Below are 21689 nucleotides of genomic sequence, written 5' to 3' on the forward strand. Positions count from 1 at the left end.
TTATGGCCAAACGTGATTTTTACGAGGTACTGGGTGTCGAGCGTGGCGCCAGCGAAGCGGACCTGAAGAAGGCCTATCGCCGGCTCGCCATGAAGTTCCACCCGGACCGCAATCCCGGCGACAAGGAGGCCGAGGATAAATTCAAGGAGGCCAACGAGGCGTACGAAGTCCTGTCCGACGCCAGCAAGCGTGCGGCCTACGATCAGTACGGCCACGCCGGTGTCGACCCGCAGATGGGTGGCGGCGGAGCTGGCTTCGGTGGCGCGAGTTTCTCGGACATCTTCGGCGATGTCTTCAGCGACTTCTTCGGTGGCGGTGGTGGACGCGGCGGCTCCCGTGGCGGTCCGGCCCGTGGCGCCGATCTGCGCTACACCCTCGATCTGGACCTGGAAGATGCCGTTCGCGGCACCACCGTGACCATCCGCGTTCCGACCCTGGTTGGCTGCAAGACCTGCAGCGGCAGCGGCGCCAAGCCTGGTACCACGCCGGTCACCTGTACCACTTGCGGTGGTATCGGCCAGGTGCGCATGCAGCAGGGCTTCTTCTCGGTGCAGCAGACCTGCCCGCGTTGCCATGGCAGCGGCAAGATGATCACCGACCCTTGTGGCTCCTGCCATGGTCAGGGCCGTGTGGAAGAGCACAAGACCCTGTCGGTGAAAGTCCCGGCTGGCGTCGACACCGGTGACCGCATCCGCCTGACCGGCGAAGGCGAAGCCGGTGCTCATGGTGGCCCGGCGGGCGACCTGTACGTGGTGGTGAACGTGCGCGAGCACGACATCTTCCAGCGCGATGGCAAGCACCTGTACTGCGAAGTGCCGATCAGCTTTGCTGATGCTGCGCTGGGCGGCGAGCTGGAAGTGCCGACGCTCGATGGTCGCGTGAAGCTGAAGATCCCTGAAGGTACCCAGACCGGCAAGCTGTTCCGTCTGCGCGGCAAGGGCGTTGCCCCGGTGCGTGGCGGCGGTGCTGGCGACCTGATGTGCCGTGTCGTGGTGGAGACTCCGGTGCAGTTGGACAAGCGCCAGCGCGAGCTGCTCGAGGAGTTCCGCAATACATTGCAGGGCAACTCTTCCAACTCGCCCAAGGCCAGTGGCTGGTTCGAGGGCATGAAGCGCTTCTTCGACGACCTTTAACTTCTGCGGCAGGCGGTGGGTGGCAGGCTTCAGGAGTCTGTCGCCTGCAGCCTGCGGCTTGCAGCCTGGAGCTGTTTTTATGCGACGTATAGCTGTAATGGGTGCCGCCGGGCGCATGGGCAAGACCCTCATCGAGGCCGTGCAGCAGACTGGTGGCAGCGCTGGCCTGACTGCAGCGGTGGACCGCCCGGACAGCACCCTGGTGGGTGCTGACGCGGGCGAGCTGGCCGGCCTGGGCCGTATCGGCGTGCCGCTGTCGGGCGATCTCGCCAAGGTGGTCGACGAGTTCGATGTGCTGATCGACTTCACCCACCCGACCGTGACCCTGAAGAACCTGGAAGTCTGCCGCAAGGCCGGCAAGGCCATGGTTATCGGTACCACTGGCTTCTCCGCGGCGGAGAAGGAACTGCTGAACGAAGCGGCGAAAGACATCCCGATAGTCTTCGCGGCCAACTACAGCGTCGGCGTGAACCTCTGCCTGAAGCTGCTCGACACCGCCGCCCGCGTTCTGGGTGACGATGTGGATATCGAGATTCTCGAAGCGCATCACCGCCACAAGGTCGATGCGCCGTCCGGCACCGCGCTGCGCATGGGCGAAGTCGTTGCCAATGCACTGGGGCGTGATCTGGAGAAGGTCGCTGTCTATGGTCGCGAAGGCCAGACCGGTGCTCGTCCGCGCGAGACCATCGGCTTTGCTACCGTGCGTGCCGGCGACGTGGTGGGCGACCACACCGTGCTGTTCGCCGCCGACGGCGAACGCGTGGAAATCACCCACAAGGCCTCGAGCCGCATGACCTTTGCCCGTGGCGCCGTGCGTGCCGCGCAATGGCTGGAAGGGCAGGCCAACGGCCTGTACGACATGCAGGACGTACTCGGCCTTCGCTGAGCGGCATGGCCGTACGTCGTGCAAAAGGTGGACCATGATGTCGCATTTCTGTAAACTACAGCTTTAGTGTGTCCACTAAAAGCAGCGCAGCATGAATCACATAAAAAGCGGGATGACTTCTTCTGATGTCATCCCGCTTTTTTACAATCTGCGCACGCCCAGCCAGGCTTGAACTACGGGAGGTCTTCTTGACTAAGCCAGCCATACTTGCACTTGCCGACGGCAGCGTTTTTCGCGGTGAAGCCATCGGCGCCGACGGTCAGACCGTCGGAGAGGTGGTGTTCAACACCGCCATGACCGGCTACCAGGAAATCCTTACCGATCCTTCCTACGCCCAACAGATCGTCACCCTGACCTACCCGCACATCGGCAACACCGGCACTACCCCGGAAGACGCCGAGTCGAACAAGGTCTGGGCTGCCGGCCTGATCATTCGCGACCTGCCGCTGCTCTCCAGCAGCTGGCGCGACAAGCAGTCCCTGCCGGACTACCTGAAAGAGAACGGCACCGTCGCCATCGCCGGTATCGATACCCGTCGCCTGACTCGCATCCTGCGCGAAAAGGGTTCGCAGAACGGCTGCATCCTGGCTGGCGACGACGCCACCGAGGAAAAAGCCCTCGAACTGGCGCGCGGCTTCCCGGGCCTGAAGGGCATGGACCTGGCGAAAGTCGTGTCCTCCACCGAGAAGTACGAGTGGCGCTCCAGCGTGTGGAACCTGGACACCGACAGCCACCCGGAAATCGCCGCCGCCGACCTGCCGTACCACGTGGTCGCCTATGACTTCGGTGTGAAGCTGAACATCCTGCGCATGCTGGTCGCCCGTGGCTGCCGCCTGACCGTGGTGCCGGCGCAGACCCCGGCCAGCGAAGTGCTGGCTCTGAATCCGGACGGCATCTTCCTCTCCAACGGCCCTGGCGACCCCGAGCCTTGCGACTACGCCATCCAGGCGATCCGCGAGTTCCTCGACACCGAGACGCCGATCTTCGGCATCTGCCTGGGTCACCAGCTGCTGGCTCTGGCTTCCGGCGCCAAGACTGTGAAAATGGGCCATGGCCACCATGGCGCCAACCACCCGGTGCAGGACCTGGATTCGGGCGTGGTGATGATCACTAGCCAGAACCACGGTTTCGCCGTGGATGAAGCGAGCATGCCGGCCAACCTGCGTGCCACCCACAAATCGCTGTTCGATGGCACCCTGCAGGGCGTCGAGCGCACCGACAAGGTGGCCTTCAGCTTCCAGGGTCACCCGGAAGCCAGCCCCGGCCCGCACGATGTGGCTCCGCTGTTCGACCGCTTCATCGCGGCGATGGCCGAGCGCCGCTGAGTCCCGGCTGTTTTCGAGAGAGACGGAAGAGGGAAAGAAGATGATGCCGACCCTGGGAATCACCGACCTCTGGACCTACGTCCTGGGTACGTTGTTCATCGTCCTGCTGCCGGGGCCGAACTCGCTGTTCGTCCTCGCCACCGCCGCCCAGCGCGGCGTGGCCTCGGGCTACCGGGCGGCGAGCGCGGTGTTCCTCGGCGATGCGATCCTGATGTTCCTGTCGGCACTGGGTATCGCCTCGGTCCTCAAGGCCGAGCCGATGCTGTTCCTGGGCCTGAAGTACGTCGGCGCCGCCTACCTGTTCTATCTGGGCATCGGCATGCTCCGTGGTGGCTGGCAGAAGCTGCGCCACCCACTGGAAGCGGCCGCCGCGCCGGCCAGGGAAGTGGACGTCAACCAGCCGTTCCGCAAGGCACTGCTGCTGAGCCTGTCCAACCCCAAGGCGATCCTCTTCTTCATCTCCTTCTTCATCCAGTTCGTCGACCCGGGTTACGCCTATCCCGGCCTGTCGTTCCTGGTGCTGGGTACGATCCTCGAGATCATCAGCGCCCTGTACCTCAGCTTCCTGATTTTCTCCGGTGTGCGTCTGGCGGCCTGGTTCCGTCGGCGGCAACGGCTGGCTGCCGGCGCCTCGAGTGGCGTCGGCGCCCTGTTCGTCGGCTTTGGCGTGAAGCTGGCCAGCGCAACCCTTTCCTGAATATTGCAACGAGAGTCCCATGCCCAAGCGTACAGACATCAAGAGCATCCTGATCCTCGGCGCCGGCCCGATCGTCATCGGCCAGGCCTGTGAGTTCGACTACTCCGGCGCGCAGGCCTGCAAGGCCCTGAAGGAAGAAGGCTTCCGTGTCATCCTGGTGAACTCCAACCCGGCCACCATCATGACCGACCCGGCCATGGCCGACGCCACCTACATCGAGCCGATCAAGTGGCAGACCGTCGCCAAGATCATCGAGAAGGAGCGCCCTGACGCGCTGCTGCCGACCATGGGCGGCCAGACCGCTCTGAACTGCGCCCTGGATCTGGAGCGCCACGGCGTTCTGGAACAGTTCGGCGTGGAAATGATCGGCGCCAATGCCGACACCATCGACAAGGCCGAAGACCGTTCGCGCTTCGACAAGGCTATGCGTGACATCGGCCTGGCCTGCCCGCGCTCGGGCATCGCCCACACCATGGAAGAAGCCTACGGCGTGCTGGAGAAGGTCAACTTCCCGTGCATCATCCGTCCGTCCTTCACCATGGGCGGCACCGGCGGCGGCATCGCCTACAACCGCGAAGAATTCGAGGAAATCTGCACCCGTGGTCTGGACCTGTCGCCGACCAACGAACTGCTGATCGACGAATCGCTGATCGGCTGGAAGGAATACGAGATGGAGGTTGTCCGCGACAAGAAGGACAACTGCATCATCGTCTGCGCCATCGAGAACTTCGACCCGATGGGCGTGCACACTGGTGACTCGATCACCGTCGCGCCGGCACAGACCCTGACCGACAAGGAATACCAGATCATGCGCAACGCCTCGCTGGCGGTGCTGCGTGAGATCGGCGTGGAAACCGGCGGCTCCAACGTGCAGTTCGGCATCTGCCCGAACACTGGCCGCATGGTCGTGATCGAGATGAACCCGCGCGTATCGCGTTCCTCGGCGCTGGCTTCCAAGGCCACCGGCTTCCCGATCGCCAAGATTGCCGCCAAGCTGGCCGTCGGCTACACCCTCGACGAGCTGCAGAACGACATCACCGGTGGCCGCACCCCGGCGTCCTTCGAGCCGGCGATCGACTACGTCGTTACCAAGATCCCGCGTTTCGCCTTCGAGAAATTCCCGAAAGCCGACGCCCGCCTGACCACCCAGATGAAATCCGTGGGTGAAGTCATGGCCATCGGCCGTACCTTCCAGGAGTCCGTGCAGAAAGCCCTGCGCGGCCTGGAAGTCGGCGCCACCGGTTTCGATCCCAAGCTCGACCTGAGCAACCCGGAAGCCGAGAGCATCCTCAAGCGCGAGCTGACCGTGCCCAATGCCGACCGCATCTGGTACGTCGCCGACGCCTTCCGCGCCGGCAAGAGCATCGCCGAAGTCTTCGACCTGACCCGCATCGACGAGTGGTTCCTGGTGCAGATCGAAGACCTGATCAAGGACGAAGAGCGCGTGAAGACCCTGGGTCTGTCCGCCATCGACCGCGACCTGATGCTCAAGCTCAAGCGCAAGGGCTTCTCCGATGCGCGCCTGGCCACCCTGCTGGGCGTGACCGAGAAGAACCTGCGCAACCACCGCCACAAGCTCAAGGTGCTGCCGGTGTATAAGCGCGTGGACACCTGCGCCGCTGAATTCGCCACCGATACTGCCTACATGTACTCGACCTACGAGGAAGAGTGCGAAGCCAATCCGTCGACTCGCGACAAGATCATGATCCTGGGCGGCGGTCCGAACCGTATCGGCCAGGGCATCGAGTTCGACTACTGCTGCGTACACGCCGCGCTGGCGATGCGTGAAGACGGTTACGAGACCATCATGGTCAACTGCAACCCGGAGACCGTCTCCACCGACTACGACACTTCCGACCGCCTGTACTTCGAGCCGGTGACCTTGGAAGACGTGCTGGAAATCGTCCGCGTCGAGCAGCCCAAGGGTGTCATCGTGCAGTACGGCGGCCAGACCCCGCTGAAGCTCTGCCGCGCTCTGGAAGAAGCCGGTGTACCGATCATCGGCACCAGCCCGGATGCCATCGACCGCGCCGAAGACCGCGAGCGCTTCCAGCAGATGGTCCAGCGCCTGAACCTGCGCCAGCCGGCCAACGCCACCGCGCGCAGCGAAGACCAGGCCCTGGAGCTGTCGAAGAACATCGGCTACCCGATGGTTGTGCGCCCGTCCTACGTGCTGGGCGGCCGTGCAATGGAAATCGTCTACCAGGAAGAAGAGCTCAAGCGCTACATGCGCGAAGCCGTGAAAGTCTCCAACGACAGCCCGGTGCTGCTGGACCGCTTCCTGAACTGCGCCATCGAAGTCGACATCGACGCGGTGTGCGACGGCGAGACCGTGGTGATCGGCGCGATCATGCAGCACATCGAACAGGCTGGCGTGCACTCCGGTGACTCCGCCTGCTCGCTGCCGCCGTACTCGCTGCCGCAGCACATCCAGGACGAGATCCGCGAGCAGGTCAAGAAGATGGCCCTGGAACTCGGCGTGGTCGGCCTGATGAACGTGCAGATGGCCGTTCAGGGCGAAGACATCTACGTGATCGAGGTGAACCCGCGCGCGTCCCGTACCGTGCCGTTCGTCTCCAAGTGCATCGGCGAGTCGCTAGCGAAAGTTGCGGCCCGCGTCATGGCTGGCAAGTCCCTGGCCGAAGTCGGCTTCACCCAGGAGGTGATCCCGCCGTACTATAGCGTCAAGGAAGCGGTGTTCCCGTTCGCCAAGTTCCCCGGCGTCGACCCGATCCTCGGCCCAGAGATGAAGTCCACTGGCGAGGTGATGGGTGTCGGCGACAGCTTCGGTGAGGCATTCGCCAAGGCCCAGCTGGGCGCCAGCGAAATCCTGCCGAACGCCGGTTGCGCCTTCATCAGCGTCCGCGAGGACGACAAGCCGCAAGCCGTCCAGGTCGCCCGCGATCTGGTCGCGCTGGGCTTCGAGGTGGTTGCCACTGCTGGCACCGCCAAGGTGATCGAGGCCGCCGGCCTGCCGGTACGTCGTGTGAACAAGGTGACCGAGGGCCGTCCTCACGTGGTCGACATGATCAAGAATGACGAAGTCACCCTGATCATCAACACCACCGAAGGTCGCCAGTCCATCGCCGACTCTTACTCCATCCGTCGTAACGCCCTGCAGCACAAGATCTACTGCACCACCACCATTGCGGCGGGTCAGGCGATCTGTGAGGCGCTCAAGTTCGGTCCCGAGAAGACCGTTCGCCGTCTGCAGGATCTCCATGCAGGAATCAACGCATGAGCAAATTTCCAATGACCGTCCAGGGCGCTCGCGCCCTGGAAGAAGAACTGAAGTACCTGAAGACCGTTCTGCGTCCGCAGATCACCCAGGCTATCGCCGAAGCGCGTGAGTTGGGCGACCTCAAGGAAAACGCCGAGTACCATGCGGCCCGTGAGCAGCAGGGCATGTCCGAGGCTCGCATCCGCGACATCGAAGCCAAGCTGTCCAATGCGCAGATCATCGACGTGACCACCATTCCGCACAGCGGCAAGGTGATCTTCGGTACCACCGTGGACATTGCCAACGTCGAGACCGACGAGACCGTGACCTACCAGATCGTCGGTGACGACGAGGCGGACATCAAGAACAGCAAGATTTCGGTCAACTCGCCGATCGCCCGTGCGCTGATCGGCAAGACCGAAGGCGATGCCGTTCTGGTGAAGACTCCAGGTGGCGATGTCGAGTACGAGATCGTTGAAGTCCGCCACGCCTGATCGGCATTCCCTGAACGCAGGCACCATCAGTTGGCTGCTGGCCCAGACATTCTGGGTCGGCGGCCTCTGGCTGCTGCAGTTCGTGGTATTGCCTGCACTGGGCAAGATCGGCCTGGCACCGCTGCTGGTGGAAACGGTCGCCGACGTGCTGAGGCCGCTATTGCTGGCGTTTGCTGGTTTCTGCGTGCTGCTGCAGGCTCTGGTGCTTTGGCAGGCGCGCGGATTCACTGCCTTGATCCGTGAAACGCGGGGGCAGTTGCTGCTCACCGTGCTGGTGATGGCGGCGGTTTATGTCGTAGTGCAGCAGATAGCGCCGGGCGCTCAGCGCTGGCTGTTGTTCAATTATCTGGTGGTGGCGCTGTGCGGTCTGCTGTTGGTGTTGCAGCCTGCGCCTGGGCGGGACGAGCGGGCCTGACGCGGCGGAGCCTTGCCGGCTCCGCTTTGCCGGTCTTGACTGTCAGAGGCCGCTGAAGCGGCTGATGTTCGACAGGTTCTTGTTCGGCTTCGGATTGCGGCGATAGATCAGTGCCATCTTGCCGATGGTCTGAACCAGCTCGCAGCTGCCGTTCTGGCAAAGTTCGTCGATCAGCGCGCGACGGTCGTCGCGTTCGGTGATGCGGAACTGCACCTTGATCAGTTCATGATCGTTGAGCGCGCGCTCAAGCTCGGCCATTACACCTTCCGAAAGACCGTTTTCAGCAACGGTCAATACGGGTTTCAGGTGATGCCCGATAGATTTGAACTGCTTTTTCTGCTCCTGAGAGAGCGCCATAATCTGACCCCTGGTAAAAAAGGCGGATATTCTACCCGAGTTTCGGTACTACCGGGATGCCGCTCAGACGAGGTAATACGTGGCCCGTTCCAAGACTAGCCATCGCTGGCTGAAAGAACATTTCGACGATCCTTACGTGAAGATGGCACAGCGTGACGGTTATCGCTCGCGCGCCAGCTACAAGCTGCTGGAAATCCAGGAGAAGGATCGCATCCTGCGCCCCGGCATGACCGTGGTCGACCTCGGCGCCGCGCCGGGCGGCTGGTCGCAGGTCACCAGCCGGGTAATCGGCGACAAGGGCACGCTGATCGCCTCGGATATCCTGCCGATGGACAGCATCCCGGACGTCACCTTCATCCAGGGTGACTTCACCGAGGACGAGGTTTTCGCCCAGTTGCTCGAGGCTATCGGAGAAAATCCGGTAGACCTTGTGATTTCCGATATGGCCCCCAATATGAGTGGACTGCCCGCCGTGGACATGCCTCGTGCGATGTTTCTCTGCGAGCTGGCCCTGGACCTGTGCACCCGTGTGCTGCGTCCGGGCGGTGATTTCCTGATCAAGATTTTCCAGGGTGAGGGTTTCGACGCTTACCACAAGCAGGTTCGCGAGAACTTCGAGAAGGTGCAGATGCGCAAACCGCTGTCGTCCCGCGACCGTTCGCGGGAGCAGTATCTGCTCGCACGAGGCTTTCGCGGCGCCTAGACTGGAATGATTGGGCCGGCTATTGGTCTATGCCTTGCAGGTTTTGCTTGTACCGGTGAAAGCCGGGGTTCATAAAGGGTTACAGACGGCGCCTGCCTGGCGGCGGGCGTTGTGTAGTAATTTTGGCCGGAAGGAGTCTGGCCGTCGTGAGAAGCGGTTTCCAGGGCGGAGCCGGCTTCAGAGGGTAGTCAATTGAACGACATGGCAAAGAACCTGATTCTGTGGCTGATCATCGCGGCGGTACTCGTCACCGTGATGAACAACTTCTCCAGCCCGAGCGAGCCGCAGACGCTCAACTATTCCGACTTCATCCAGCAGGTGAAGGACGGCAAGGTCGAGCGCGTAACCGTCGACGGCTATGTCATCACTGGCAAGCGCCAGGATGGTGACACCTTCAAGACCATCCGCCCGGCGATCCAGGACAACGGCCTGATCGGCGACCTGGTCAACAACAACGTCGTTGTCGAGGGCAAACAGCCCGAACAGCAGAGCATCTGGACCCAGCTCCTGGTCGCGAGCTTCCCGATCCTGGTGATCATCGCTGTCTTCATGTTCTTCATGCGCCAGATGCAGGGCGGCGGCGGTGGCCGCGGCGGTCCGATGAGCTTCGGCAAGAGCAAGGCGCGCCTGTTGTCGGAAGACCAGGTGAAGACCACCTTCGCTGACGTTGCAGGTTGCGACGAAGCCAAGGAAGAAGTCAGCGAGCTGGTGGAATTCCTCCGTGATCCGGGCAAATTCCAGCGCCTGGGCGGTCGTATCCCGCGTGGCGTGCTGATGGTCGGCCCGCCCGGTACCGGCAAGACGCTGCTCGCCAAGGCGATTGCCGGCGAAGCCAAGGTACCGTTCTTTACCATTTCCGGTTCGGACTTCGTGGAAATGTTCGTCGGCGTGGGCGCCTCGCGCGTTCGCGACATGTTCGATCAGGCCAAGAAGCACGCACCCTGCATCATCTTCATCGACGAGATTGACGCCGTCGGCCGCCACCGTGGCGCCGGCCTGGGTGGCGGTCACGACGAGCGCGAACAGACTCTCAACCAGTTGCTGGTGGAGATGGATGGCTTCGAGATGAATGACGGCATCATCGTCATCGCCGCGACCAACCGTCCGGATGTTCTCGACCCCGCGCTGCTGCGTCCGGGCCGCTTCGACCGCCAGGTGGTGGTCGGCCTGCCGGACATCCGCGGTCGTGAGCAGATTCTCAAAGTGCATATGCGCAAGGTCCCGCTGGGCGACAACGTCGATCCGGCCGTGATTGCGCGCGGCACCCCGGGCTTCTCCGGCGCCGACCTGGCCAACCTGGTCAACGAGGCCTCGCTGTTCGCCGCTCGCTCCAACAAGCGCATCGTCGACATGCGTGAGTTCGAGTTGGCCAAGGACAAGATCATGATGGGCGCCGAGCGCAAGACCATGGTCATGTCCGAGAAGGAGAAGAAGAACACCGCGTTCCACGAAGCCGGCCACGCCATCGTTGGTCGCCTGGTTCCGGAGCACGACCCGGTCTACAAGGTTTCCATCATTCCGCGCGGCCGCGCGCTGGGTGTGACCATGTTCCTGCCGGAAGAAGACCGCTACAGCCTGTCCAAGCGCGCCCTGGAAAGCCAGATCTGCTCGTTGTTCGGTGGCCGTATCGCCGAAGAGATGACTCTGGGCTTCGAAGGCGTGACCACTGGCGCCTCCAACGACATCATGCGCGCCACCCAGTTGGCACGGAACATGGTGACCAAGTGGGGGTTGTCGGAGAAGCTCGGTCCGCTGATGTACGCGGAAGAGGAGGGCGAGGTCTTCCTCGGTCGTAGCGCTGGCGGCCAGCACTCCAATATCTCGGGCGAGACGGCCAAGCTGATCGACCAGGAAGTGCGCCGCATCATCGACGACTGCTACGGCACCGCCAAGCGCCTGCTGGAAGAAAATCGCGACAAGCTCGACATGATGGCTGACGCGTTGATGAAGTACGAAACCATCGATGCCGACCAGATCGACGACATCATGGCCGGTCGCGATCCGCGCGAACCACGTGACTGGCAGGGCGGCAATTCCGGCTCCTCCGGCAATGCTGCCGCGCCGCGCGACGAAGGTCGCCAGGAAAACCCGATTGGCGGGCCCGCCGGCGAACACTGAGAGCACTGAATGAGTTCGTTGTACCACCCGACCCGGTTGCCTTGCGGCAACCGGGTTCTTGATTTAAGCCGCCCGCACGTCATGGGCATCCTCAATGTCACTCCTGACTCCTTCTCCGACGGTGGACGTTTCAATCAGCGCGATGCTGCATTGCGTCATGCGGCGGAAATGGTCGCGGCTGGCGCCACGCTGATTGATATCGGTGGCGAGTCGACCCGGCCGGGCGCTCGGCTGGTTTCGCCGACCGAAGAGCTGGAGCGAGTCGCCCCGGTAGTCGAGGCCATTGCCCGCGAGCTGGATGTGGTGATCTCCGTGGATACCTCCACTCCGGCGGTGATGCGCGAAACGGCGCGCCTCGGAGCTGGGCTGATCAACGATGTGCGCTCGCTGCAGCGCGATGGCGCCCTTGATGCCGCGGTCGATACCGGTCTGCCGGTATGCCTGATGCACATGCGCGGCGAGCCGGGCAACATGCAGGATGATCCGCGTTATCCGGATATCCTGCAGGAGGTCCGCGGCTTCCTCGAGGAACGCATCACCATCTGCGAAGCGGTGGGCATTGCCCGAGAGCGCATCGTCATCGATCCTGGCTTCGGTTTTGCCAAGACCCAGAGCCACAACCTGAATCTGTTCCGGCAGATGGAAGGCTTGATGGCAATGGGCTGCCCGCTGCTGGTCGGTGTTTCGCGCAAGAGCATGATTGGCCGCGCGTTGGCTCGCGAGGTGGGTGGGCGCCTTTATGGCAGCCTGGCGCTGGCAGCCCTGGCGGTAGCCAAGGGGGCCAGTATCATCCGCGTCCACGATGTCGCCGAGACCGTGGACGTGGTTCGAATGATTCACGCAGTGGAAAGTGCAACGGAAGAGGGGATGCCCGCATGAGCAGGAAGTATTTTGGTACCGATGGAATCCGCGGTCGTGTAGGCACGCCGCCGATCACGCCGGACTTCGTGCTCAAGCTGGGTTGGGCCGTGGGCATGGCCTTCCGGCAGCAGGGCAAGTGCCGTGTGCTGGTGGGCAAGGACACGCGGATTTCCGGCTACATGTTCGAGTCGGCGCTGGAAGCCGGCTTGTCCGCCGCTGGTGCCGATGTGATGCTGCTGGGCCCTATGCCGACTCCGGGTATCGCCTATCTGACCCGTACCTTCCATGCCGAGGCAGGCATCGTCATCAGTGCTTCGCACAATCCGCATGACGACAACGGCATCAAGTTCTTCTCCGGCCAGGGCACCAAGCTGCCGGACGAGGTGGAACTGATCATCGAGGAGCTTCTCGATGCGCCGATGACCGTGGTCGAGTCTGCGCGCCTGGGCAAGGTGTCGCGGATCAACGACGCTGCCGGTCGCTACATCGAGTTCTGCAAGAGCAGTGTGCCCTCGAATACCAGCTTTGCCGGCCTGCGTATCGCGCTGGATTGCGCCCATGGCGCGACCTACAAGATCGCTCCGAACGTCTTCCGCGAGCTGGGCGCCGAGGTGTTTGTCATCGGTGCCGAGCCCAATGGCCTGAACATCAATGACAAGTGCGGCTCCACTCATATGGGGGCGCTGCAGGATGCTGTGCTGGCTCAGCATGCGGATATCGGCATCGCCTTCGACGGCGACGGCGACCGGGTGATGATGGTGGATCACACCGGTACGATCGTCGATGGCGACGAGATCCTCTATCTCATCGCCCGTGACATGCTCGATCGCGGCAAGCTGCATGGTGGTGTGGTCGGCACCCTGATGAGCAACCTGGGCCTTGAGCTCGCCTTGCAGGACCTGCATATTCCCTTCGCTCGCGCCAAGGTGGGGGACCGCTACGTGATGTCCGAACTGCAGTCGCGCAACTGGCAGCTGGGAGGAGAGAACTCCGGCCATGTCGTCTGCTATCAGCACACTACGACGGGTGATGCGATCATCGCTGCACTGCAGGTGCTGATGGCGCTGAAGACCCGTGGGCAGAACCTGGCCGAGGCACGCATGGGTATTCGTAAATGCCCGCAGGTACTGATCAATGTGCGCTTCGCCGGTGGTGGTGTCGACCCGCTGGAGCATCCGGCGGTGAAGGATGCATGCGCCAAGGTGACCGAGGAAATGGCCGGTCGCGGCCGCGTCCTGCTGCGCAAATCCGGAACCGAACCGCTGGTGCGCGTCATGGTTGAGGGTGACGAGGAGGCTCGCGTTCGTGCCTATGCCGAGCAGCTGGCAAAAGTCGTTACAGAGGTATGTGCTTGATTTCTCTTGTCAGTTCCCAAAGCGTCGAGTAATATCTGCGCCCACTTTGCTCAGCGAGGTACAGCATGCGTCGACCCTTGGTGGCCGGTAATTGGAAAATGCACGGTACCCGCTCCAGCGTAACGGAGCTGATCAAAGGCCTGCGTCAACTGGCTCTCCCCACGGGTGTCGATGTGGCGGTGTTTCCGCCTTGTCTGTACATCAATCAGGTCGTTCAGGGCTTGAATGGAAAGGCAGTTGCCGTTGGTGCGCAGAATTGCGCGGTTGAGCCGATGCAGGGTGCCCTGACGGGCGAGATCGCAGCCAGCCAGTTGGCTGATGCGAGCTGCTCCCTGGTGCTGGTTGGTCACTCCGAGCGCCGCCTGATCCTGGGCGAAAGCGATGGTGCGATCAGCCGCAAATTTGCAGCGGCTCAGTCGTGTGGCCTGGTTCCAATCCTGTGCGTGGGTGAAACCCGCGAGCAGCGTGAGGCGGGCAAGACTCTTGAGGTTGTCGGGCGCCAGTTGGGCTCGGTAATCGAAGATCTCGGTGTCGGGGCTTTTTCCCGCGCCGTTGTGGCTTACGAGCCGGTGTGGGCGATTGGGACGGGGCTGACCGCTTCTCCCGGGCAGGCCCAGGAAGTACATGCGGCGATTCGCGCGCAGATCTCGGCGGAAAACGCAGAGGTGGCCCGCGGCCTTCGTCTCCTGTATGGCGGCAGTGTCAAGGCTGCCAATGCTGTCGAACTTTTCGGCATGCCGGATATCGATGGGGGGCTCATTGGTGGAGCGTCCCTGAATGCAGATGAGTTCGGTGCGATCTGTCGCGCCGCAGGAAACTGAAGATGCTGGAAACAGTTGTAATCGTGATTCACCTGCTGATGGCGCTGGGTCTGGTTGTGCTGGTCCTGCTTCAGCAAGGCAAAGGTGCCGACGCCGGTGCGTCGTTCGGTGCGGGCGCTTCGGGTACTGTGTTTGGTAGTCAGGGTTCTGCTACCTTCCTGAGTCGTTTCACCGCTGTGCTGGCTGCAGTTTTTTTTATTACTAGCTTGGGTTTAGCGTATTTTGCTAAAGAAAAAGCTGATATAATTCGTCACGCTGGGCTTCCTGATCCGGCAGTGATGGAGCAGAAGCAGGAACAAGCTCCGGCAGCTAGCGATGTGCCGGGCGCGCAAGGGCAACCTCAAGCCCCTGCAGGCGGTAACGGCGACGTTCCGGCGGCTCCTGAGCAGAAGTAAGCAGGCAAGAGTTTTTGCCGAGGTGGTGGAATTGGTAGACACGCTACCTTGAGGTGGTAGTGGCCATAGGCTGTAGGGGTTCGAGTCCCCTCCTCGGTACCATATACGAAAGGCCCGCTGTGCGGGCCTTTTCGTTTCGGAGTTTCGGTTGACCTTCAAGGGGCTCAACCGTATAATTTCGCACCAGCTTTGACGCGGGATGGAGCAGTCTGGTAGCTCGTCGGGCTCATAACCCGAAGGTCGTTGGTTCAAATCCAGCTCCCGCAACCAGTTTGGCAGAGCCCCTTTTAAGGGGCTTTTTGCTAGCTGGACAGTCCGCGCCGCCAGGTCAGGGCGGTCCTTAAGGGATGGGCGTTTCGCCCATTTTTTGTTTCTACAGCATACGCGAGGCGATCAGGTGTCGAGCAAGCTAGAACAGTTGCAGGCCTTGTTGGCCCCTGTAGTAGAAGCGCTCGGCTATGAGTGCTGGGGCCTGGAGTTCATTTCCCAAGGTCGCCATTCCCTGCTCCGGGTTTATATCGACCGTCCGGAAGGCATCCTGGTCGATGACTGCGAAATCGTCAGTCGTCAGATCAGCGGCATCCTGGACGTGGAAGACCCGATCAGTGGCGAGTACACCCTCGAGGTGTCTTCGCCCGGTATGGATCGGCCGCTCTTCACGCTTGAACAGTTCGCCCTCTACGTCGGCGAGCAGGTGAAGATCAAGCTGCGCACGCCCTTCGAACGGCGTCGTAATTTCCAGGGCATTCTCCGTGGTGTGGAGGAGCAGGATGTGGTGGTCCTGGTGGACGACCATGAATACCTGCTGCCGGTCGACTCGATCGACAAGGCCAACATCATTCCCCGATTTGAGTGAGCCGCCAGAGCGCGGATTCCAATGGATTGAAAGGCGAGGCGTACGATGAGCAAAGAAGTACTGCTGGTTGTTGAGTCGGTATCCAACGAGAAGGGTGTACCGCCTGGCGTGATTTTCGAAGCGCTGGAGCTGGCCCTGGCGACCGCGACCAAAAAGCGTTTCGAGGACGAGGTTGACCTGCGCGTGGAAATCAACCGCGCCAACGGCAACTACGAAACTTTCCGTCGCTGGACCATCGTCGAAGACGAGGACTACTCCAATCCGGCATCGGAACTGACCGTCGAAGACGTGCAGGAAGAGCACCCCGGCATGAAGGCCGGTGAAGTCATCGAAGAGAAGATCGAGTCCATCGAGTTCGGCCGCATCGCCGCACAGACCGCCAAGCAGGTCATCGTGCAGAAGGTTCGCGAAGCCGAGCGCGCTCAGGTGGTCGACGCCTATCGCGAGAAGGTCAACGAGATCATCTCCGGCACCGTCAAGAAGGTCACCCGCGACAACGTGATCGTCGACCTGGGCAACAACGCCGAAGCGCTGCTGGCTCGCGATCAGATCATCCCGCGTGAAACCTTCCGTGTCGGCACCCGCGTGCGTGCCCTGCTGAAGGAAATCCGCAGCGAGAACCGCGGCCCTCAGCTGATCCTGTCGCGTACCGCGCCGGAAATGCTGATCGAGCTGTTCCGCATCGAAGTACCGGAAATCGCCGAGCAACTGATCGACGTGATGGCCGCCGCCCGTGATCCGGGTTCGCGCGCCAAGATCGCCGTTCGCTCCAAGGACAAGCGTATCGACCCGCAGGGCGCCTGCATCGGTATGCGTGGCTCCCGCGTCCAGGCCGTCTCCGGCGAACTGGGTGGCGAGCGTGTGGACATCGTCCTTTGGGATGACAACCCCGCGCAGTTCGTGATCAATGCCATGGCTCCGGCCGAAGTGGCGGCGATCATCGTCGACGAAGATACCCACACCATGGATATCGCCGTTGCCGAAGACAACCTGGCCCAGGCCATTGGCCGTAGTGGCCAGAACGTACGTCTGGCCAGCCAGCTCACCGGCTGGACCCTGAACGTGATGACCGAGGCCGATATCCAGGCCAAACAGCAGGCTGAAACTGGCGACATCCTGCAGCGCTTTGTCGACGAGCTGGATGTCGACGAGGAGCTCGCCCAGGTACTGGTGGAGGAAGGCTTCACCACCCTGGAAGAAATCGCCTACGTACCGATGGAAGAGATGCTCAGCATCGACGGCTTCGACGAAGACATCGTCAACGAGCTGCGCTCGCGCGCCAAGGATCGCCTGCTGACCAAAGCCATCGCCACTGAAGAAAAACTTGCCGACGCACAACCTGCCGAAGACCTGCTCAGCCTCGATGGCATGACCAAAGAGCTGGCCGTGGACCTGGCGCTGCGCGGTGTAACCACCCGTGAAGATCTTGCCGAGCAATCGATTGACGATCTGCTCGACATCGACGGCATGGACGAAGAGCGTGCTGGCAAGTTGATCATGGCCGCCCGGGCCCATTGGTTCGAGTAAGCATTCGCGGCCTGAGGAGAGAAGTGCATGACGCAAGTCACGGTGAAAGAACTGGCCAAGACGGTCGATACGCCGGTGGAGCGCCTGCTGCAGCAGATGCGCGAAGCGGGTCTGCCCCATAACAACGCCGAGCAGGTAGTGACCGACAGCGAGAAGCAAGCGCTGCTGGCCCACCTGAAAGGCAGTCACGGTGAGCGCGCGGAAGAGCCGCGCAAGATCACCCTGCAACGCAAGACCACTTCGACCTTGAGGGTCGCTGGCAGCAAGACTGTCAGTGTCGAGGTTCGCAAGAAGAAAACCTACGTCAAGCGTGACCCTGAAGAGCTCGAAGCCGAACGCCAGCGCGAGCTGGAAGAACAGCGCGCAGCTGAAGAAGCTGCCCGTCTGAAGGCAGAGGAAGAAGCTCGTCAACGTGCTGCCGAAGCGGAGGCCCGTCGTCAGGCGGATGCTGCGCGTCAGGCCGTTGAAGCCGCGCCCGCCACTGCCGCTGCCCCGGCTGCTGCCGAGGCGCCGCGCGCCGCGGCTCCTGCGTCTGTTCCGGGTGCGCCGGCCGCTGCTGCTCCTGCTGCGGATGACCGCAAGAAGGAAGAGCCGCGTCGTGTGCCCAAGCGTGATGACGAGGACGAGCGCCGTGATCGCAAGCATGCCCAGCATCGCCCGTCGATCAAGGAAAAGGAAAAGACCACCGCGCCGCGCGTCGTGCGCAGTGGTGGTGACGACGACGACAGCTTTGGCCGTCGCGGCGGTGGCCGTGGCAAGGGCAAGCTGAAGAAGCGTAACCAGCACGGGTTCCAGAGCCCGACAGGACCGATTGTGCGTGAAGTAAATATCGGTGAGACCATCACCGTGGCCGAACTGGCTGCGCAGATGTCGGTGAAGGGCGCTGAAGTCGTCAAGTTCATGTTCAAGATGGGCACCCCGGTGACCATCAACCAGGTGCTCGACCAGGAAACCGCCCAGCTGATCGCCGAAGAACTCGGCCACAAGGTCAAGCTGGTCAGCGAGAACGCCTTGGAAGAACAACTGGCCGAGTCGCTGAAGTTCGAAGGTGAAGCGGTTTCCCGTGCACCGGTCGTGACCGTGATGGGCCACGTCGACCACGGCAAGACCTCGCTGCTCGACTACATCCGTCGTGCCAAGGTTGCAGCTGGCGAAGCCGGCGGCATCACCCAGCACATCGGCGCCTACCACGTGGAAACCGACCGCGGCATGGTCACCTTCCTCGACACCCCTGGCCACGCCGCGTTCACCGCGATGCGTGCCCGTGGTGCCCAGGCGACCGACATCGTCATCCTTGTGGTGGCTGCGGACGACGGCGTGATGCCGCAGACCCAGGAAGCCGTGCAGCACGCGAAAGCGGCTGGCGTGCCGATCGTGGTCGCGGTGAACAAGATCGACAAGCCCGACGCCAACCCGGACAACATCAAGAACGGCCTGGCCGCTCTGGACGTGATCCCGGAAGAGTGGGGCGGCGATGCTCCGTACGTTCACGTTTCCGCGAAGCTGGGTACCGGCGTCGACGAGTTGCTCGAAGCCGTACTGCTGCAGGCTGAAGTACTCGAACTCAAAGCCACTCCGTCGGCCCCGGGCCGTGGTGTGGTGGTCGAGTCCCGTCTGGACAAGGGCCGTGGCCCGGTAGCCACCGTGCTGGTCCAGGACGGCACCCTGCGTCAGGGCGACATGGTTCTGGTCGGCGTCAACTACGGCCGCGTCCGTGCGATGCTCGACGAGAACGGCAAGCCGATCAAGGAAGCCGGTCCGTCGATTCCGGTCGAGATCCTCGGCCTGGATGGCACTCCGGATGCCGGCGACGAGATGACCGTGGTCGCCGACGAGAAGAAGGCCCGCGAAGTCGCTCTGTTCCGTCAGGGCAAGTTCCGCGAAGTGAAACTGGCTCGTGCCCACGCCGGCAAGCTGGAAAACATCTTCGAGAACATGGGCCAGGAAGAGAAGAAGACCCTCAACATCGTCCTCAAGTCCGATGTCCGTGGTTCGCTGGAAGCCCTGCAGGGCTCGCTCAGTGGCTTGGGCAACGACGAGGTGCAGGTTCGCGTGGTCGGTGGCGGCGTCGGTGGTATCACCGAGTCCGATGCCAACCTGGCGCTGGCCTCCAACGCGGTGCTGTTCGGCTTCAACGTCCGTGCTGACGCGGGTGCGCGCAAGATCGTCGAGTCCGAAGGCCTCGACATGCGTTACTACAACGTGATCTACGACATCATCGAAGACGTCAAGAAAGCCCTGACCGGCATGCTCGGCAGCGATGTTCGCGAGAACATCCTGGGTATCGCCGAAGTGCGTGACGTGTTCCGTTCGCCGAAGTTCGGCGCGGTCGCTGGCTGCATGGTCACCGAGGGTCTGGTGCACCGCAACCGTCCGATCCGTGTACTGCGCGACGACGTGGTCATCTTCGAAGGCGAGCTGGAGTCCCTGCGTCGCTTCAAGGATGACGTCTCCGAAGTCCGTGCCGGCATGGAGTGCGGTATCGGCGTGAAGAGCTACAACGACGTCCGCGTCGGCGACAAGATCGAAGTGTTCGAGAAGGTCGAAGTCGCTCGTACTCTGTAAGGGTATTCGAGCGTGAACGCAGCGCCCGGGCCAGCTATCCAGCTGCCCCGGGCGTTTGCCGCTTATACGGATTCGCCTTCAATCGTATGACGTCGTCGGGAAGCCTTGCCGTGCTGGAGCACTGTCTTCGTCTTCCCGCCTAGTCATCCGGTCGAATTCAAACCCGTAATTGATGCTGGAGCCTCACGGCTCGGGTAAGCAGGTTAGAGAAATGGCTAAAGAGTACAGCCGTACCCAGCGTATCGGCGACCAGATGCAGCGTGAACTGGCGCTGCTGATCCAGCGTGAAATCAAGGACCCGCGTCTGGGCCTGGTGACCATCACCGGCGTCGACGTGGCCCGTGATCTGTCCCATGCCAAGGTGTACGTCACCGTCATGGGGCAGGACGACAATGCCGAAGTGGTGAAGCAGAACACCAGCATCCTCAACGATGCGGCGGGCTTCCTGCGCATGCAGTTGGGCAAGGCAATGAAGCTGCGCACCGTGCCGCAGTTGCACTTCAGCTACGACGCCAGCATCCGCCGTGGTGCCGAGTTGTCGGCGCTGATCGAGCGTGCGGTGGCGGCGGATCGTCGCCATGGCGGCGATTCCGAGGAGTAACGCGTGGCCCAGGTGAAACGCATTCGCCGTGCGGTCAACGGCGTGCTGATTCTCGACAAGCCGCGCGGCATGAGTTCCAACCAGGCCCTGCAGAAGGTGCGCTGGCTGCTCAATGCCGAGAAGGCCGGCCACACCGGTAGCCTCGACCCGTTGGCGACTGGCGTGCTGCCGCTGTGCTTCGGCGAGGCGACCAAGTTCTCCCAGTACCTGCTCGATGCCGACAAGGCCTACGAGACGGTGGCCCAGTTGGGCGTCACCACCACCACCGGCGATGCCGAGGGCGAGGTGGTTGAGCAGCGCGATGTGACCGCCGGTCGGGAGGCTGTCGAGGCCCTGCTGCCGCGCTTCCGCGGCGATATAGAGCAGGTGCCGCCGATGTACTCGGCCCTGAAGAAGGACGGGCAGCCGCTCTACAAGCTGGCTCGTGCAGGAGAGGTAGTGGAGCGCGAGGCGCGTTCTGTTACTATTGCGCGCCTGGATTTACTCGCCTTCGAGTCGCCCTGTGCGACCCTGGCCGTTTCCTGCAGCAAGGGCACCTACATTCGCACGCTGGTCGAAGACCTGGGCCGCGAACTCGGGTGTGGCGCACACGTCGCTGCCCTTCGCCGGACCCAGGCCGGGCCGTTCCAGCTGAACCAGTCGGTGACGCTCGAGGAGCTCGAGAAGGCCCATGCCGAGGGTGGCAATGAAGCCCTCGACTGTTTCCTGCTTCCGGTGGATGCCGGGCTGGAACACTGGCCGCTGCTGCAGTTGTCAGAGCACAGCGCCTATTACTGGCTGCATGGTCAGCCGGTACGCGCTCCCGAGGTGCCGAAGTTCGGCATGCTGCGGGTGCAGGATCACGAAGGTCGTTTCATCGGTATCGGTGAAGTGACCGATGACGGGCGCCTGGCGCCGCGTCGACTGATTCGGTCTTAAGACCGAAACCGAGGGTGGCTGTCAGCAGGCACGGTCACACCTCTTACTATGAACACAGGGAGAAGTCCCTGGCCTGTTACCTCAGAGGAAGCCCCATCATGGCACTGAGCGTCCAAGAAAAAGCCCAGATCGTTAACGAGTACAAGCAAGCTGAAGGCGACACCGGTTCCCCGGAAGTGCAGGTTGCACTGCTGTCCGCCAACATCAACAAGCTGCAGGACCACTTCAAGGCCAACGGCAAAGACCACCACTCCCGTCGTGGCCTGATCCGTATGGTTAACCAGCGTCGTAAGCTGCTGGACTACCTGAAGAGCAAGGACACCTCTCGTTACAGCGCCCTGATCGGTCGCCTGGGCCTGCGTCGCTAAGACGGCAAGCCTGAAGTGGGAAGCTGGGAGTCCGGGGTCGATGGGCGGTGTATACCGCTCATCGGCTTCGGCTC

The 21689-nt window shown here is 62.3% G+C and carries 20 protein-coding genes and 2 tRNA genes; 21 read left to right on the forward strand and 1 reads right to left on the reverse strand.

Going from position 1 to position 21689, the window contains the following annotated elements:
* Positions 1-2 precede the first annotated feature (2 nt).
* From dnaJ to N5C91_RS15465, 7 genes are all read left to right on the forward strand, one after another.
* Entirely contained in the window at positions 3-1133 is a 1131-nt protein-coding gene (gene dnaJ / locus N5C91_RS15435) for a molecular chaperone DnaJ (protein ID WP_236175220.1), read from the forward strand.
* Between the two features lie 79 nt (positions 1134-1212).
* Positions 1213-2019: a 4-hydroxy-tetrahydrodipicolinate reductase gene (dapB, locus tag N5C91_RS15440; protein WP_045216726.1), complete on the forward strand. Its 807-nt coding sequence runs from the start codon at positions 1213-1215 to the stop codon at positions 2017-2019.
* Positions 2020-2207: 188 nt separating this feature from the next.
* Positions 2208-3344, forward strand: a complete 1137-nt coding sequence (gene carA / locus N5C91_RS15445) for a glutamine-hydrolyzing carbamoyl-phosphate synthase small subunit (protein ID WP_279830338.1) — start codon at positions 2208-2210, stop codon at positions 3342-3344.
* A gap of 43 nt (positions 3345-3387) precedes the next feature.
* Positions 3388-4041, forward strand: a complete 654-nt coding sequence (leuE, locus tag N5C91_RS15450; RefSeq protein WP_086009625.1) for a leucine efflux protein LeuE — start codon at positions 3388-3390, stop codon at positions 4039-4041.
* 19 nt (positions 4042-4060) lie between these two features.
* Entirely contained in the window at positions 4061-7282 is a 3222-nt protein-coding gene (gene carB, locus N5C91_RS15455; protein WP_169936501.1) for a carbamoyl-phosphate synthase large subunit, read from the forward strand.
* On the forward strand, positions 7279-7755 hold the full coding sequence (gene greA / locus N5C91_RS15460) for a transcription elongation factor GreA (protein ID WP_017518953.1): 477 nt from the start codon (positions 7279-7281) through the stop codon (positions 7753-7755). Before carB ends, greA begins: the two co-directional genes overlap by 4 nt.
* Positions 7756-7765: 10 nt before the next feature.
* Complete coding sequence (locus N5C91_RS15465; RefSeq protein WP_279830384.1) at positions 7766-8170, forward strand: DUF4149 domain-containing protein; 405 nt, start codon at positions 7766-7768, stop codon at positions 8168-8170.
* A gap of 42 nt (positions 8171-8212) precedes the next feature.
* Here N5C91_RS15465 and N5C91_RS15470 read toward each other — a convergent pair whose 3' ends face one another.
* Positions 8213-8527 carry a YhbY family RNA-binding protein gene (locus N5C91_RS15470; RefSeq protein ID WP_024765315.1) on the reverse strand — a complete coding sequence of 105 codons (315 nt, stop codon included), beginning with the start codon at positions 8525-8527 and terminating at the stop codon, positions 8213-8215.
* A 79-nt stretch (positions 8528-8606) separates the two neighbouring features.
* Between N5C91_RS15470 and rlmE the strand changes: the two genes are divergently transcribed.
* The 14 genes from rlmE to rpsO all read left to right on the forward strand — a co-directional run bounded on the left by rlmE (position 8607) and on the right by rpsO (position 21615).
* On the forward strand, positions 8607-9230 hold the full coding sequence (gene rlmE, locus N5C91_RS15475) for a 23S rRNA (uridine(2552)-2'-O)-methyltransferase RlmE (protein ID WP_065085392.1): 624 nt from the start codon (positions 8607-8609) through the stop codon (positions 9228-9230).
* A gap of 201 nt (positions 9231-9431) precedes the next feature.
* Positions 9432-11348, forward strand: a complete 1917-nt coding sequence (gene ftsH / locus N5C91_RS15480) for an ATP-dependent zinc metalloprotease FtsH (RefSeq protein ID WP_236175238.1) — start codon at positions 9432-9434, stop codon at positions 11346-11348.
* A gap of 9 nt (positions 11349-11357) precedes the next feature.
* Entirely contained in the window at positions 11358-12227 is an 870-nt protein-coding gene (gene folP, locus N5C91_RS15485; protein WP_236175217.1) for a dihydropteroate synthase, read from the forward strand.
* On the forward strand, positions 12224-13564 hold the full coding sequence (gene glmM / locus N5C91_RS15490) for a phosphoglucosamine mutase (protein ID WP_236175216.1): 1341 nt from the start codon (positions 12224-12226) through the stop codon (positions 13562-13564). Before folP ends, glmM begins: the two co-directional genes overlap by 4 nt.
* A 65-nt stretch (positions 13565-13629) precedes the next feature.
* Positions 13630-14385, forward strand: coding sequence for a triose-phosphate isomerase (tpiA, locus tag N5C91_RS15495; RefSeq protein ID WP_279830344.1), 756 nt, complete (start codon positions 13630-13632; stop codon positions 14383-14385).
* Positions 14386-14387: 2 nt separating this feature from the next.
* The gene (gene secG, locus N5C91_RS15500; protein ID WP_017518945.1) at positions 14388-14780 is read left to right on the forward strand and encodes a preprotein translocase subunit SecG; all 393 of its coding nucleotides are present in this window, start codon (positions 14388-14390) and stop codon (positions 14778-14780) included.
* Positions 14781-14796: 16 nt separating this feature from the next.
* Positions 14797-14882, forward strand: a tRNA-Leu gene (locus N5C91_RS15505).
* Between the two features lie 91 nt (positions 14883-14973).
* Positions 14974-15050: transfer RNA gene (locus tag N5C91_RS15510), tRNA-Met, on the forward strand.
* 127 nt (positions 15051-15177) lie between these two features.
* Complete coding sequence (rimP, locus tag N5C91_RS15515) at positions 15178-15636, forward strand: ribosome maturation factor RimP (RefSeq protein WP_236175214.1); 459 nt, start codon at positions 15178-15180, stop codon at positions 15634-15636.
* A 45-nt stretch (positions 15637-15681) separates the two neighbouring features.
* Positions 15682-17163 (forward strand): transcription termination factor NusA, encoded by a 1482-nt coding sequence (gene nusA, locus N5C91_RS15520; RefSeq protein ID WP_017518943.1) that lies wholly within the window; start codon positions 15682-15684, stop codon positions 17161-17163.
* Between the two features lie 27 nt (positions 17164-17190).
* Positions 17191-19728, forward strand: a complete 2538-nt coding sequence (infB, locus tag N5C91_RS15525; RefSeq protein WP_236175213.1) for a translation initiation factor IF-2 — start codon at positions 17191-17193, stop codon at positions 19726-19728.
* Between the two features lie 211 nt (positions 19729-19939).
* Positions 19940-20329 (forward strand): 30S ribosome-binding factor RbfA, encoded by a 390-nt coding sequence (gene rbfA, locus N5C91_RS15530; protein WP_169936507.1) that lies wholly within the window; start codon positions 19940-19942, stop codon positions 20327-20329.
* Positions 20330-20332: 3 nt separating this feature from the next.
* A complete protein-coding gene (truB, locus tag N5C91_RS15535) occupies positions 20333-21247 on the forward strand; it encodes a tRNA pseudouridine(55) synthase TruB (RefSeq protein ID WP_279830347.1) in 915 nt (304 codons plus the stop codon).
* A 98-nt stretch (positions 21248-21345) separates the two neighbouring features.
* Entirely contained in the window at positions 21346-21615 is a 270-nt protein-coding gene (gene rpsO / locus N5C91_RS15540; RefSeq protein ID WP_017518939.1) for a 30S ribosomal protein S15, read from the forward strand.
* Positions 21616-21689: the final 74 nt, after the last annotated feature.

Source organism: Pseudomonas sp. GD03903, from assembly GCF_029840045.1.
Classification (GTDB): Bacteria; Pseudomonadota; Gammaproteobacteria; order Pseudomonadales; family Pseudomonadaceae; genus Pseudomonas; species Pseudomonas pseudonitroreducens.